This is a genomic window from Streptomyces sp. NPDC002867 (genome assembly GCF_053591895.1).
In genome coordinates this window covers 56,275-70,377 of record NZ_JBSFUR010000029.1, presented here as the reverse complement: position 1 = coordinate 70,377, position 14,103 = coordinate 56,275, and the positions used below count along the sequence as shown (strand labels likewise).

Here is a 14,103-nt window from a genome sequence, read left to right as displayed (position 1 = left end):
GCTGGAACAACTCCCACAACTCATCCGGCACAAGCCGCTCAACGATCCCCACCACGACCGACAGCCTACCGAGCCAACCAAATGAGATGACTTCTTATATCGGTCGCGGACGGCGCGGAATCCGGATGACTGCCAGGCACGCAGCACGACCGCCTTCTCTTAAGCCACCCGCGCCTGAGCGTTACCCCGAGGATCTTCCAGCTCTTCATGCGGGCGAAGGCGTGCTCGACGCGTGCGCGGGACCTTGCGGTGAGAGGTTTCCAGGCGGGCAGTCGGTCCGGCCGCGTTCGCGTCGGTGTGGATGACCGGACCCGTGCGGACGGGGTGCGTTCAGCCTGCTCGGCCACCTGCTCCACGAACCGCCGCCCACGCAAAGCGCTCGGCGGGAAACCCAGCCGAGCGCCTCACGTCGCCGCCCGTGGGGGCCTGCCGGCCTCAGGCCGTCCATTCCGCGGCCGCGTCCAGCAGCCAGTCCGTCAGGTAGCCGGCGAAGGACGAACGGACGAGCACCCAGAAACCGGCCCTGGGTTCGTCCCGGGCGACCAGCACGATCTGGGCGCGGGCGAGGGTGGTCTGGGCGCAGCGTCCGGGCTCGAAGGTGCGCGGGTGTAGATCGAGCGGGCAGCCGTGTGCCAGCAGGTGGCGGGCGGCTTGGCCTGCGACGAGGAGGGTGGTCCGTTGGGCGGAGACGTCGGTGACGGATACGGGCTCCTCACCGGCGGCCCCGCGGATCCGGCTCTGGAGGTCCTGCTGACTGCCCGGCGGGCCGACCACCAGCCACTCGTCGGGGCCGAGCCACAGAGCCGTCAGCTCCCCGGCGCGTACGACGGTGTTGGGTTCGAGGGGCAGTTGGAGACCCAGCACGAGCCCGACGGCGTCCGCTGCCGCTCCCTTGGCGTCGAGACGGACGTCGATCTGGGCCAGGAAGGGGAGTTCGGCGAGCCGGACCGCGCCCTGGGAAGCGCGGGTCGCGGCGGCCAGGCGGTCGGCGGCATCCGTCAGGGGGCTGCGGAGCGGGGCGGGAAGGGCGGTGTCAGCCATCGCGGCGGGCTCCCTCGGGGTCGTAGAGAACAGGACTGGCGACGGTCACCGGGACCAGTCGGTCGCCCACGGAGGCGTGGAGCCGCTCTCCGATGCGGTCCCGGCCGCCCTTGACGAGGGCGAGGGCGAAGGTCCGTCCGAGGGCGGCGCTGTGGTAGCTGGAGGTGACGTGGCCGAGCATCGGCACGGGTGGGGCGGGCAGCACGCTGTCGGCGACCAGGTGCGTGCCCTCGGGGAGGAAGGTGCCGGGGTCCTCGGGCAGCAGACCGACCAGGTGCTTGCGGTCGGCGCGGAGGGTGTCGGCACGGGCGTGGGAGCGCTTGCCGATGAAGTCGGGCTTCTTCATGGACACCACCCAGCTCATGCCGAGGTCCTGCGGGGTCACTGTGCCGTCGGTGTCCTGGCCGACGATGGGGTAGCCCTTCTCGGCGCGCAGGACGTGCATCGTCTCCGTGCCGTACGGGGTGATGCCGAACGGCCGGCCCGCCTCGTACAACGCCTCCCACAGCGCGGTCGCGTGCCACGGCGAGACGTTGATCTCGTAGGCCAGTTCGCCGGAGAAGCTGATGCGGCACACCCGGGCCTCGATGCCCGCGACCGTGGTGTCCCGCCATGCCATGAACGGGAAGCTGTCGTTGTCGACCGCGAGCGTCGGCGCGAGCTCACCCAGCACCGCCCGGGAGCTCGGGCCGACCAGTGCCACGGTTGCCCACTGTTCGGTGACCGAGGTGCAGTGCACGCGCAGTTGCGGCCACTCGGTCTGGAGCCACTCCTCCATCCAGTCCAGCACGGCGGCGGCGTTGCCCGTGGTCGTGGTGACCAGGAAACGGTCCGGTGTCAGGCGGATGACGGTGCCGTCGTCGAAGACCATTCCGTCGGGGCGGCACATCACGCCGTAGCGGATCATGCCGACCTTCAGGGTGCTCATCATGTTGGTGTAGAGCAGGTCGAGGAAGGCACCGGCGTCCGGGCCCTGTACGTCGATCTTGCCGAGGGTGGAGGCGTCCATGAAGGCGACGCCTTCCCGGGCCGCGCGGCACTCGCGCAGCACCGCCGCGTGCATGTCCTCGCCGTCGTGCGGGTAGTACCACGGCCGCTTCCACTGTCCGACGTTCTCGAACAGCGCGCCGTGCGCGACATGCCAGTCGTGCAGGGGCGTCGTACGGATCGGGTCGAGCAGCGGGCCCCGGCCACGGCCGGCGAGCGCGGCGAACGAGACCGGCGTGTAGGGCGGCCGGAAGGTGGTGGTGCCGAGGGCGGAGATGTCGACGCCGAGGAGTTCGGCGACGACGCCGCTCGCCAGAACTCCGGAGGTCTTGCCCTGGTCGTTGGCGGTGCCGGCCGTGGTGTAGCGCTTGGTGTGCTCGACCGAGCGCAGACCGGCGCCGGTCGCGCGCGTCAGGTCGTCGACCGTGACGTCGCGCTGCAGGTCGACGAAGCGGGGTGCCCCGGGGGCGCCGGGGACGGTGAAGACCTGCATGGACGGGGACTGCGGTTCGGCGGCCACGTCGGGAAGGCGGGGCGCCTGGGCGGTGTAGCCCTCGGCCTCGATGGCGCGGGCACCGGCGGCGGCGCCCTGTGCGAGGGACCCGGCCAGGTCGAGGACGCCGTTCGCGCTGCCCGCGACCTCGACGGCCTGGCGGCAGGTGTCGGGGACGAAGGAGCCGAGCGCCTCGTCGTAGCGCAGCTTTCCGCCGGCCTGGCTGAAGAGGTGGACCACGGGGTTCCAGCCGCCGGAGACCAGCAGCAGGTCGACGGCGAACTCCCGGCGTGCGGTGGACTCCCCGTAGGCGGCGACGTTCACCGCGGTGAGACGCGTGCCGCCTTGCGTGCCGGTGACGGCATGTCCGGTCAGCACCTCGATCCCGGCTTCCCGGGCATGGCGCGCCCCCTGCCCCGGCTGGGACCGGGTGTCGACGATCGCGGCGATGTGCAGGCCCGCCTCGGCGAGGTCGAGGGCGGCGGCGTAGGCGCTGTCGTTGGTGGTGAAGACGACGGCGCGGCGGCCAGGCAGGACACCGTGGCGGCCCGCGTACGCGCGGGCCGAGGCGGCCAGCATCACGCCGGGGCGGTCGTTGTCCGCGAAGGCGAGTGAGCGCTCGTGGGCTCCGGTGGCGAGGACGACGCGCTGGGCGCGGATCCGCCAGACGCGCTCGCGGGAGACGTGCTCGGGGGCGTCGGCGCCGAGGTGGTTGGTGCGGCGCTCGACGGCGAGGAGGTGGTTGTCGTCGTAGTAGCCGAACACGGTGGTGCGGCGCAGCACGCGTACGTCGGGAGCGGCGTCGAGTTCGCGGCCGACCTCGTCCGCCCAGTCGAGGAGCTCTCCCGTGCTGAGCAGGCTGCCGCCGAGTTCCGGCTGGTCGTCGGCGAGGATGACGCGGGCTCCGCTGCGGGCGGCGGCGGACGCGGCGGCGAGTCCGGCCGGTCCGGCGCCGACGACGAGCAGGTCGCAGTGCGCGTGGACGGCGTCGTAGCGAGCGGGGTCCGGTTCGGTGGCGAGCCGTCCCTGGCCGGGCAGGCTGCCGGCGACCAGGCCGTCGTACAACTCGACCGCCGTCGCGGGGAGCATCGGCTCGGGGAAAGGGGCCTCGATCTGGACGACGGCGTTGGGCTCCTCGACGCCGGCGGAGAAGATGCCGCGCGGGCGGCCGAGCTTGATGCTCGTGCCGGCATGGATGACGCCGTTGGCGAGGAGGGCGGAGGCGAGGGTGTCGCCCCGGTAGCCCTCGTACTCCACCCCGTCGAAGCGGAAGGTCAGCGGCTGGTCCCGCGACACCCGGCCGCCGGTGGGCAGGCGGAAGGGCTGAGAGGTCGCGGTCGTGGCCTGGTCCGCCTCCCCGGCCGGTGCGAAAGCCGCGGACCGGCTGCCGGCCCATGCCGAGGGCTGCGTTCCCGGACCGCCGTCGGCGGGCCTGTCGTCGGCCGCCGGTCGGGCCGAGGGCACCGGACGCGGCCCGGTGGTGGTCGGCCTCGGCTCGCCGGCCCGGTACACGGCGAGGATCTCGTTGGTCGCCGTGTCCCGGACGGCGTTGAACCAGCGGCGGCAGCCGTCGGCGTGGCTCCACCGCTCGGCGAACGGGCCCTTGGGGTTGTCGCGGAAGAACAGGTAACGCGCCCAGTCCTCGTCGGTCAGGGCCGCGGGGTCCTCGGGGTAGGGCACGTGCGCCTGGCCGCCGTAGTGGAATTCGGCCTCGTCACGAGGTCCGCACCAGGGGCATGAAATGAGCATCATCGGCAGGCTCCTAGTGAGCGACCGCGGCCGCGCCGTGCTCGTCGACGAGCGCGCCGGTGGTGAAACGGTCGAGCGAGAAGGGGGCGTTGAGGGGGTGAGGCGTGTCGTGGGCGATGGTGTGGGCGTAGACCGACCCGACGCCGGGGGTGGCCTTGAAGCCGCCGGTGCCCCAGCCGCAGTTGAGGTAGAGGTTGTCGACGGGGGTGAGGCCGATGATCGGCGAGGCGTCCGGGCTGACGTCGACGATGCCGCCCCAGGTGCGCAGGACGTGGGCGCGGGCGAAGACGGGGAAGAGCTCCAGCGCGGCGGACATCTGTTCTTCGATGATGTGGAAGGCGCCGCGCTGGGTGTAGGAGTTGTACGCGTCGATGCCCGCGCCCATGACCAGCTCGCCCTTGTGCGCCTGGCTGACGTAGACGTGCACCGCGTTGGACATCACGACCGTCGGGTGCACGGGCTCCAGCAGTTCGGAGACGAGAGCCTGCAGCGGGTGGCTCTGGATCGGCAGCTCGAACCCGGCCATGGCGGCGAGGACGGAGGAGTGGCCGGCGGAGCACAGCGCCACCTTGCCCGCCGCGATCGGGCCCTTTGTGGTCTGGACTCCGACCACCCGGCCGCCCTCGGTGTCGATGCCGGTGACCTCGCAGTTCTGGATGATGTCGATGCCGGCCGCATCCGCCGAGCGGGCCAGGCCCCAGGCGACGTAGTCGTGCTTGGCGATACCGGCCCGGGGCTGGTAGGTGGAGCCCATCACCGGATAGCGCACGTCGGGCGAGATGTTGACGATCGGGCAGACGTCCTTGACCTCCTGCGGGGAGAGCCAATGGGCGTCGACGCCGTTGAGCCGGTTGGCCTCCACCCGGCGCACGCTGTCGCGCACGTCCTGAAGGCTGTGGGCGAGGTTGAGCACACCGCGCTGGGAGAACAGGATGGGGTAGTCGAGCTCGTCCGCCAGTCCCTCCCACAGCTTGAGCGCGTGCTCGTAGATGCCGGCGCTCTCGTCCCACAGGTAGTTGGAGCGGATGATGGTGGTGTTGCGGGCCATGTTGCCGCCCGCCAGCCAGCCCTTCTCCAGCACGGCGACATTGGTGATGCCGTGGTTCTTCGCCAGGTAGTGGGCGGTGGCGAGGCCGTGGCCGCCTCCGCCGACGATCACCACGTCGTACGACCGCTTCGGCTCGGGCGTGCGCCACAGCCAGTCGGGGTGGTCGGGCAGGTCGGCGCCCGGGGTGGGGCTCATCGCGGGTCTCCTGACAGGTGCGGGTAGAGCGGGTGCTTGAGGGCCAGCGCCTCGGTGCGGGCACGGAGGGCGGCGGTGTCGGGTCCGGGCTGGAGGGCCAGGGCGATGATGTCGGCGACTTCGGTGAAGTCCTCTTCGGTGAAGCCGCGGGTGGCCAGTGCCGGGGTGCCGATGCGCAGTCCCGAGGTCACCATGGGCGGGCGCGGGTCGAAGGGGACGGCGTTGCGGTTGACGGTGATGCCGATCTCGAGGAGCAGGTCTTCGGCCTGCTTGCCGTCGAGTTCGCAGGCGCGGAGGTCGACCAGGACGAGGTGGGCGTCCGTGCCGCCGGTGAGGACCTTCACTCCGGCAGCCGCCGCGTCGGGGCGGGTGAGCCGTTCGGCGAGGATGCGGGAGCCGGCGAGGGTGCGGGCCTGACGTTCGGCGAACTCGGGCGACGAGGCGACCTTGAACGACACCGCCTTCGCGGCGATGACGTGCTCCAGCGGTCCGCCCTGCATGCCGGGGAACACCGCCGAGTTGATCTTCTTGGCGAGGTCGGCGTCGTCGGTGAGGATGACGCCGCCGCGGGGGCCGCCGAGGGTCTTGTGCGTGGTGGTGGTCACGACGTGGGCGTGCGGGACCGGGTTGGGGTGCAGTCCGGCGGCGACCAGGCCGGCGAAGTGGGCCATGTCGACCATCAGCAGGGCGCCCACCTCGTCGGCGATCCGGCGGAAGGCCGCGAAGTCCAGCTGCCGCGGGTACGCCGACCAGCCCGCGATGATCATCTTGGGGCGGTGTTCCTTGGCGAGGCGCTCGACCTCGTCCATGTCGACGAGGTGGTCCGCCTCGGCCACGTGGTACGGCACGACGTTGAGCATCTTGCCGCTGTAGTTGATGCGCATTCCGTGGGTGAGGTGCCCGCCGTGGGCGAGGTCGAGCCCGAGGATCGTGTCGCCCGGCTGGAGCAGCGCGAAGAAGACGGCGGTGTTCGCCTGGGCGCCCGAGTGCGGCTGGACGTTGGCGAACCCGGCGCCGAAGAGGGACTTGATCCGCTCGATGGCCAGCCGCTCGGTGACGTCGACGTGTTCGCAGCCGCCGTAGTAGCGGCGGCCGGGGTAGCCCTCGGCGTACTTGTTGGTCGCGACCGAGCCCTGGGCCTCCATCACGGCGGTGGGCGCGAAGTTCTCGGAGGCGATCATCTCGAGCGTGGACTGCTGGCGGTGCAGCTCGGCGCGGAGGGCTTCGTGGACCTCGGGGTCCAGCTCCGCGAGGGGGATGTTCAGCGTGTTCATACGGTGCTTGCGTTCCTCTCGGCGGCCTCGACCACGTTGGCGAGCAGCATGGCTCGGGTCATGGGTCCCACTCCCCCGGGCATCGGCGCGAGCCACCCGGCGACCGTGGCCGCGTCCGGGTGCACATCGCCTACCAGGCCGTCATCGGTGCGGGTGATGCCCACGTCCAGGACCGCCGCGCCGGGGCGCAGCATGTCCTTGGTGATCAGCCCGGGCGAGCCGGCGGCCGCGACGACGATGTCCGCCTCGCGTACGTGCCAGGCCAGGCCCTTGGTGCCGGTGTGGCACAGGGTCACGGTGGCGTTCTCGGACCGGCGGGTGAGCAGCAGTCCGAGGGGACGTCCGACCGTGATGCCCCGTCCGATCACGCACACCCGCGCTCCCGCGAGGGGCACGTCGTTGCGGCGGAGCAGTTCGACGATGCCGCGCGGGGTGCAGGGCAGCGGAGCCTCGACACCGAGGGCGAGCCGGCCGAGGCTGACGGGGTGCAGGCCGTCGGCGTCCTTGGCCGGGTCCATGCGCTCCAGGACGGCGCCCGCGTCCAGGTGGCGCGGGAGCGGGAGCTGGACGATGTAGCCGGTGCAGGCCGGGTCGGCGTTGAGCTCGTCGATCACGTCCTCGACCTGCTGCTGCGTGGCGTCGGCGGGCAATTCGCGGCGGATCGAGGCGATCTGGGCCTGGGCGCAGTCGCGGTGTTTGCCGGCGACGTAGGCGCGGCTGCCGGGGTCGTCGCCGACCAGGACGGTGCCGAGCCCTGGGGGGCGTCCCTCGGTGGCGGTCAACTTGGCCACGCGTTCGGCGAGTTCGCGACGGATCGTGGCGGCGGTCGCTTTTCCGTCGAGCAGTTGTGCGTTCACCGGCGGTGTTCCTTCCCTGCGGTCAGCCACGGAGGCGGGACATGGTCGGGTCGAACAGGGGCTCCTCGGCGACGGCCGCCTCGACCCGCTGGTCGAAGTAGCCGATGTGCAGGGTCCGGCCCGGTGCGGCGAGTTCCGCGGGGAGCCACGCGTAGGCGATGCCCTTGCCGATCGTGTAGCCGTAGGCGGCGCTGGTGACATAGCCGACGGGGCGGTCGCCGTCGTACACCGGCTCCTTGCCCATGACGACGGCGTGCGGGTCGTCGATGGTGAGGCAGGTCAGCCTGCGGCGGACGTCGGCCTTGCGCCGTTCCAGCGCCGCCTTGCCGATGAAGTCGTCCTTGTCGAGCTTGACCGCGAAACCGACGCCGGCCTCGTAGGGGTCGTGCTCGTAGGTCATGTCGGTGCCGAAGGAGCGGTAGCCCTTCTCCAGGCGCAGGCTGTTGAAGGCGCCGCGGCCGGCGATGATGCCGCCGAGCGGCTCGGCCGCCGCCCACAGGGTGTCCCACAGCTTCTGGCCCATGTCCGCGGTGGTGTAGATCTCCCAGCCGAGTTCACCGACGTACGACAGGCGCCACGCGGTGACCGGGACGCTGCCGATGTGCGCGCGCTTGGCGCGGAAGTACTTCAGGCCGTCGCCTGAGAAGTCCTCGTCCGTGAGGGGCTGGAGGACCGTGCGGGCGAGCGGACCCCACAGGCCGATGCAGCAGGTACCGGCCGTGATGTCGCGGACCTGGACCGAGCCGTCCGCGGGCAGGTGACGGGTGAACCAGTCGAGGTCGAGGTTGCCGTTGGCGCCGACCTGGAAGCGGTCGCGGGCGAGCCGGGCGACGGTGATGTCGCTGCGGATGCCGCCGTCCTGGTCGAGGAGGAGGGTGTACGTCACCGAGCCGACGGACTTGTCGACCTTGCCCGTGCACAGGCGCTCCAGGAAGGCGGCGGCGCCGCGACCGGTGACCTCGAGGCGCTTGAGGGCCGTCATGTCGTACATGGCGACCGTCTCGCGGGTGGCCTGGGCCTCGGCGCCGACGATCGGCGACCAGTACTGCGCGGCCCAGTCGTTCGGGGTGGGGATGGTGCGGCCTTCCACCAGCCCGGCGTTGGCCTCGTACCAGTGCGGGCGCTCCCAGCCGTTCGCCTCCAGGAAGAAGGCGCCGTGCTCCTGCTGGCGGGAGTAGAAGGGGCTGGTGCGGATCGGCCGCGGGTCCGCGGTCGGCTGGAGGGGGTGGAGGATGTCGTAGACCTCGACGAAGTTCTGGCAGTCGCGGGCCAGGACGTACTCGGGAGCCAGCTGGTGCGGTTCGAAGCGGTTGACGTCACACTCGTGCAGGTCGAAGGAGGAGCAGTGACCGTCGACGAGCCATTCGGCCATGGCCCTCCCCACGCCGGCGGAGTGGGTGACCCACACGGCCTCCGCGACCCAGAAGCCCTTGACGTCCGGTGACTCGCCCAGCAGGGGCAGTCCGTCGGTGGTGAAGGAGAAGAGGCCGTTGATGCCCTCCTCGACCTCGGCCTCCTTCGTCGCGGGCAGCAGGGACTGTGTCTCGGTCCACGCCTCGGCGAAGTCGTCCTCGGTGAACTTCAGCACCGACGGCATCTCGTCGGCCTCGTCCACGGACAGGATGTCGTCCACGTCGACGGGCATCGGACGGTGGCCGTAGTAGCCGATGCCGAGCCCGTCGAAGCGGTCGCGGTAGTACAGGTCCGCGTCCTGGTGGCGCAGGATCGGTCGCACCGCCTCCTGCGTCTGGCCCGCAAGGGCCGGTACCGGGCCGGTCCAGGCCAGTTGGTGGGCCAGCGGGGTCAGCGGGAGGTCCATGCCGACCATGCGGGCGATCTTCGGGCCCCAGATGCCGGCGCAGCACACCACGATGTCGGCGGGGATCTCGCCCTGGTCGGTGACGACTGCCCTCACGCGGTCGTCCTCGGTGCGGATGTCGAGGACCTCGTGGCGGGCGAGGAAGCGCACGCCGCGCTCGGTGGCCCGCCGGATCTGCGCCTCGACGGCGAGGACGGCCTTGGCGAGGCCGTCGGTCGGGATCAGGAGACCTCCGAGGACCTTGTCGGGGTTCACGAGCGGGTGCTGTTCGACGCACTCCGCAGGGCTCAGCAGCCGGCTCTGGATACCCCAGGCCGTGAGCCATCCGTGGCGGCGCTGGAGTTCCGCGACGCGCTCGGGGGTGGTGGCCACTTCGAGGCCGCCGACCTGCAGAAAGCAGGGCCGGCCGTCGACGTCGAGCGCGCAGAACTTCTCGACGGTGTAGCGGGCCAACTCGGTCATGGTCTTGGAGGAGTTCGTCTGGAAGACCAGGCCCGGGGCGTGTGACGTCGATCCCCCGGTGGCAGGGAGCGGACCCTGGTCGACCACGGTCACTTCGGTCCAGCCTCGCGCGGAGATCTCATCGGCGAGTGCCGCTCCCACGACGCCCGCTCCGATGATGACCACCCGGGGTCCCGCCATCGCCGCACCTCCGACTCAAAGCAATTCAGTTGCTGTCTACGCAACATGATTCAGGTTGCGCAACTCAATGTGCCTGTCGCGGGGAGGGGTGTCAAGGGGTCGTGACGTCGGGGAACAGGCCGGAACGCAGGCGGGCCCGGCGGGCTGCCGACGCAGCCTGCCGGGCCCCGTCCGGCGGGGTTTCCCGGGTCGCTTGTGCGCCAGGCGCTCACCGGTGGCGCGGAAGCCGGAGAGGGGGCCGTCCTGCGCCCCGCTCGGTCCGGGCGTCGGTCCTGTCGTGGACGGAGAGTGCCGGCTCATGAGGGCGCAGGGTGTTTCGAGAGGCAGGAGCGAGCCCCCGGCGCGACCCGTCACCCGCCCCCGGTTGCCGCCGAGGCGACGCTCAGCCGCTCAGCCGGTCGAGCAGGGCGCAGCGCCACCGCTCGGTCTCGGCGATCTGATTGAAGGTGAACAGGTGTAGGCCGGCCACGTCCGCCGAGGGTGCGAGCGCCTCGGCACTGCGGGCGAGCAGTCGCTCGGGCGAGTAGCCGCCGGGTGCCGCGAAGCGCAGGAACCACGAGCTGTGCTTGGCCAGAAAGCGGGTCGACTCCCCCACGCCGATCTTCGCCGCCATGGACAGCAGCTTCGCCCGCTGCACGGGCCCCGCGACGCCGATGTGGAGGGGCAGGGCGACGTCGCGGCGGCGTATCCGGCCGACCCAGTCACCCAGCAGGCGCGGGTCGAAGCACATGTTGCTGACGATGTAGGTGGCGTGCGCCCGCTTGTCCCACATCGCCTGAATGGTGAGGTCGTCGTGGATGAGCGGGTGGCTCTCCGGATACCCGGTGATGCCGACATGCCGGAAGGGACTGCCCCACTCGCTCAGCCTTCGCAGCACCGGCAGCGCCCCGTCGTAGGCCCCGGCCGGCGGATCCGCGTCGCCCGCGGGGACAAAGACGTCGTCGACGCCGGCCCCGCGGAGCCGGTCGACGACGTCCTTCAGGTGCGTGTCGTCCCGCAGCAGCCGCGCGGGCACGTGCGGGACGACACGGTAGCCGTGGGCCGCGAGCCGGGTGGTGAGGTCGAGCGTCGGCTCCAGGCCTTTGACCGGCGACGCCGTCACGGTGACGACGACGTCGCGCGGGACATGGGCGACGACCTTGTCCTCGGTCCCCTTCGCGGGCAGCACCTCGTAACGGACGGTGCACAGCAGCGCACGGAACTGGTCACCGCTCACCACGTGCCCGACCCACTTCCGGGCACCGCACGCGGCCTCTGCGCTCCATCCATGCGCCTGTCGGCCGGGGCGGCGACGGGCATCCGGACGGCGCCGTCGTGCCGGTGCAGGACGGATGCAGGGCGGTCTCGCCGCAGAGCCGGTGGGCCGGGTGGGCTGCCGGGCGACCGGCCGCCGACGGCGAAGTCGTGCCGCAGAGGAGCCATGATGCCTCGTCTCGCTCGCGCCGTGGATACGCGCGGCCTGCTCGCAGGAGTATCGTTATACGCATTATGTTGCAATGCACGCAACCAAGGAGGGCGGGAGTCACCCTGTGATGTTTGCCGCTGCTGTTGTTGTTTACCGACCGGTATGGTTTCGCCATGAGCAACTACAGTCCGGATAATGAAACGGCGGGTTCGCCGACCGGTGGGGTGCAGTCCGTCGACCGCGCCATCAGCGTGCTGGAAATCCTGGCCCAGCGTGGCGAGGCCGGGGTCAGCGAGGTGGCCGCCGAGATAGAGGTGCACAAGTCCACGGCGTTCCGCCTGCTGGGCGCGCTGGAAGCCCGGGGCCTGGTGGAGCAGGCGGGCGAGCGCGGCAAGTACCGCCTCGGTTTCGGCATCGTGCGTCTCGCCGGCGCGGCCACGGGGCGGATCGACGTCATCCAGCAGAGCCGCCCGGTCTGCGAGCGTCTCGCCGAGGAGATCGGTGAGACCGTCAACCTCGCCGTGATGCAGGAGCACTACGCGATCAACCTCTATCAGGTGCGCGGCCGAGGTGCCGTCACCGCTCACAACTGGGTCGGCCAGCTGACCCCGCTGCACGCCACCTCCAGCGGCAAAGTCCTGCTGGCCCACATGCCCGCCGAGGAGCGCGCCGCGCTGCTGTCCGAGGCCGGGCTGAAAAAGATGACCCCGCACACTCTCACCGCGAGGACGAGGCTCGAGAAGAATCTCGCCGAGGTGCACAGGCGCGGCTACTCCTGGACCTTGGAGGAGCTGGAGGTGGGGCTCCACGCCATGGCCGCGCCGGTCCGCAACCGCGACGGAGAGGTCATCGCGGCACTCAGCGCCTCCGGACCCGTGTACCGGCTCACCGAGGAGCGCATGCACGAACTCGCACCGGCGCTGGTCCTGGGCGCGGATGAGATCAGCCATCGCATGGGGTACCTGGGGTGAGACCGCGCGCCGCGGTCGACGACCACGGCGTCCGACGCCCGCGGACCCGCCGCTGCTGCGACTGCCCTGTCCCCGGGCACTCCTGAACGAAGGACGCCCTCACGATGCGCCGGTGAGCTGCTTGCGCCAGCGCATGAACGGCCTTGTCCGGTTCATCGCGAGCACGGCGACCGGATGCCCGGCACGCCGGTAGACGGCCAGGAAACTGCGGTCGTCCGGAGCGCCTTCCTCGACGGTCACGCTGTCGGCACCGGCCGCATGGCCGGCGAACTGGATCCTCACGCCGTACTGGTCCGACCAGAAGTACGGCGGCCGAGGCACGCCCGGTTCCGCCGCGCCCGACGACAGCAGCGTGGCCACGGCCGCGTCGGGCCGCTCCCGCGCACCGGTCCAGTGTTCGACGCGTCGATGGACTCCCGCACAGGGGTCGTACCAGGAGGCGCAGTCACCGACCGCGACCACAGAGGCCAGGCTGGTGCGGCCGTCCGCACCGCACGTGACGCCGTTGTCGAGCACGACGCCGGATCCTTCCAGCCACTCGACGCACGGGCGGGCTCCCACACCGACGACGACGGTGTCGGCGGGAAGGCTGCGGCCGTCCTCGAGCAGGACCGCGTCGACCCGGGTCTTTCCGCTCAGCCCCTTGACACCCACGCCGCACGACAGCCGTACGCCGTGGTCCGCGTGGAGGGCGGAGACGATGCCGCCCATGGTCTCACCGAGCGGCCCGGCCAGCGGCGTCGGCGCCGCCTCGACAACGGTCACGTCGAGTCCCAGAGCGTATGCGGTGGAGGCGACCTCGGCACCGATGAATCCGCCGCCGATCACGACCAGCCGTCCGCCCAGGGCCAGTTCGTCCCGCAGGGCGCGGGCGTCGTCCAGTGTGCGCAGGGTGTGCACGCCGGCCAGACCCTCCGTGCCCGGCAGCTTCCGCGCGGCCGCTCCGGTCGCGATGACGATCCCGTCGGCCCGGACCTCTTTGCCGTCGGCGAGCCGGACGGCTCGGTCCGCGCTGTCGAGTCCGGTGGCGCGGGCGCCGAGCAGCCACTCCGCCTGCAGGTCCTCGTCGTCCGGCTCCAGCGCGAGATCGGCTTCACCGATGCCGCCGGCCAGGAACTCCTTGGACAGGGGCGGCCTGTCGTACGGGCGGTGCGGTTCGTCGCCGATGACGACCAGCCGCCCGTCGTACCCCTGCTTCCGCAACGAGCGCGCCGCCGACAAACCGGCCAGCGAGGCACCCACCACAGCCACTGTCCTCACGCGGGACCCCCCGCGAGGCGAGACGCGATGCAGGGCGGCAGGTTGGGGGCATCGGTGGACAGGCGCACATGGATCATGCCGTCCTCGATGACGACCTCGTGCGTGCGGACCGGGCGCTTCGCCGGCGGAGCGTCGACGGCTCCGGTCCGGAGGTCGAACTTGGAGGCGTGCAGCGGGCATTCCACCTCGCAGCCCTCCAGCCAGCCGTCGGCGAGCGAGGCGTCCTGGTGGGTGCAGGTGTCATCGATGGCGAAGACCTCGCCGTCGTCGGTGTGGAACACCGAGACCGGCGGATCGATGTCGAGCCGACAGGCCTCGCCTCGCGGCAGATCCACGAGACGGCACACGGGAATCATCATGAC

At 71.4% G+C, this 14,103-nt stretch carries 10 protein-coding genes and 1 pseudogene; 1 reads left to right on the top strand and 10 read right to left on the bottom strand.

Features of this window, described 5'->3' with window-relative positions:
• Positions 1-65 precede the first annotated feature (65 nt).
• The 8 genes and pseudogenes from ACWD0A_RS24565 to ACWD0A_RS24530 all read right to left on the bottom strand — a co-directional run.
• Positions 66-301 (bottom strand): annotated as a pseudogene (locus ACWD0A_RS24565) (hypothetical protein); the annotation flags it as partial.
• 134 nt (positions 302-435) lie between these two features.
• Entirely contained in the window at positions 436-1,041 is a 606-nt protein-coding gene (locus ACWD0A_RS24560; RefSeq protein ID WP_451301405.1) for a sarcosine oxidase subunit gamma, read from the bottom strand.
• Positions 1,034-4,273: a sarcosine oxidase subunit alpha family protein gene (locus ACWD0A_RS24555; protein WP_451301403.1), complete on the bottom strand. Its 3,240-nt coding sequence runs from the start codon at positions 4,271-4,273 to the stop codon at positions 1,034-1,036. The genes ACWD0A_RS24560 and ACWD0A_RS24555 overlap by 8 nt, the downstream gene beginning before the upstream one ends.
• A 10-nt stretch (positions 4,274-4,283) precedes the next feature.
• Positions 4,284-5,513: a sarcosine oxidase subunit beta family protein gene (locus tag ACWD0A_RS24550; protein WP_451301401.1), complete on the bottom strand. Its 1,230-nt coding sequence runs from the start codon at positions 5,511-5,513 to the stop codon at positions 4,284-4,286.
• A complete protein-coding gene (gene glyA, locus ACWD0A_RS24545; RefSeq protein ID WP_451301399.1) occupies positions 5,510-6,787 on the bottom strand; it encodes a serine hydroxymethyltransferase in 1,278 nt (425 codons plus the stop codon). The genes ACWD0A_RS24550 and glyA overlap by 4 nt, the downstream gene beginning before the upstream one ends.
• Positions 6,784-7,644, bottom strand: a complete 861-nt coding sequence (locus tag ACWD0A_RS24540; protein ID WP_451301397.1) for a bifunctional methylenetetrahydrofolate dehydrogenase/methenyltetrahydrofolate cyclohydrolase — start codon at positions 7,642-7,644, stop codon at positions 6,784-6,786. The genes glyA and ACWD0A_RS24540 overlap by 4 nt, the downstream gene beginning before the upstream one ends.
• 22 nt (positions 7,645-7,666) lie before the next feature.
• Complete coding sequence (locus tag ACWD0A_RS24535; protein ID WP_451301395.1) at positions 7,667-10,105, bottom strand: GcvT family protein; 2,439 nt, start codon at positions 10,103-10,105, stop codon at positions 7,667-7,669.
• Positions 10,106-10,487: 382 nt separating this feature from the next.
• Positions 10,488-11,321: a 5,10-methylenetetrahydrofolate reductase gene (locus tag ACWD0A_RS24530; protein WP_451301393.1), complete on the bottom strand. Its 834-nt coding sequence runs from the start codon at positions 11,319-11,321 to the stop codon at positions 10,488-10,490.
• Between the two features lie 362 nt (positions 11,322-11,683).
• Here ACWD0A_RS24530 and ACWD0A_RS24525 point away from each other — a divergent pair, with 362 nt between their 5' ends.
• Positions 11,684-12,481 (top strand): IclR family transcriptional regulator, encoded by a 798-nt coding sequence (locus ACWD0A_RS24525; RefSeq protein WP_451301391.1) that lies wholly within the window; start codon positions 11,684-11,686, stop codon positions 12,479-12,481.
• A gap of 99 nt (positions 12,482-12,580) precedes the next feature.
• Here ACWD0A_RS24525 and ACWD0A_RS24520 read toward each other — a convergent pair whose 3' ends face one another.
• Together ACWD0A_RS24520 and ACWD0A_RS24515 are read right to left on the bottom strand one after the other, a co-directional pair.
• Entirely contained in the window at positions 12,581-13,741 is a 1,161-nt protein-coding gene (locus ACWD0A_RS24520; protein ID WP_451301389.1) for an NAD(P)/FAD-dependent oxidoreductase, read from the bottom strand.
• Positions 13,738-14,100, bottom strand: coding sequence for a bifunctional 3-phenylpropionate/cinnamic acid dioxygenase ferredoxin subunit (locus tag ACWD0A_RS24515; RefSeq protein WP_451301387.1), 363 nt, complete (start codon positions 14,098-14,100; stop codon positions 13,738-13,740). The genes ACWD0A_RS24520 and ACWD0A_RS24515 overlap by 4 nt, the downstream gene beginning before the upstream one ends.
• Positions 14,101-14,103: the final 3 nt, after the last annotated feature.

Bases quoted from the DNA above. Each gene is read 5' to 3' on its own strand.
- ACWD0A_RS24560 (WP_451301405.1), bottom strand. From the start codon at position 1,041: ATGGCTGACACCGCCCTTCCCGCCCCGCTCCGCAGCCCCCTGACGGAT.
- ACWD0A_RS24555 (WP_451301403.1), bottom strand. From the start codon at position 4,273: ATGATGCTCATTTCATGCCCCTGGTGCGGACCTCGTGACGAGGCCGAA.
- ACWD0A_RS24550 (WP_451301401.1), bottom strand. From the start codon at position 5,513: ATGAGCCCCACCCCGGGCGCCGACCTGCCCGACCACCCCGACTGGCTG.
- glyA (WP_451301399.1), bottom strand. From the start codon at position 6,787: ATGAACACGCTGAACATCCCCCTCGCGGAGCTGGACCCCGAGGTCCAC.
- ACWD0A_RS24535 (WP_451301395.1), bottom strand. From the start codon at position 10,105: ATGGCGGGACCCCGGGTGGTCATCATCGGAGCGGGCGTCGTGGGAGCG.
- ACWD0A_RS24525 (WP_451301391.1), top strand. From the start codon at position 11,684: ATGAGCAACTACAGTCCGGATAATGAAACGGCGGGTTCGCCGACCGGT.
- ACWD0A_RS24515 (WP_451301387.1), bottom strand. From the start codon at position 14,100: ATGATGATTCCCGTGTGCCGTCTCGTGGATCTGCCGCGAGGCGAGGCC.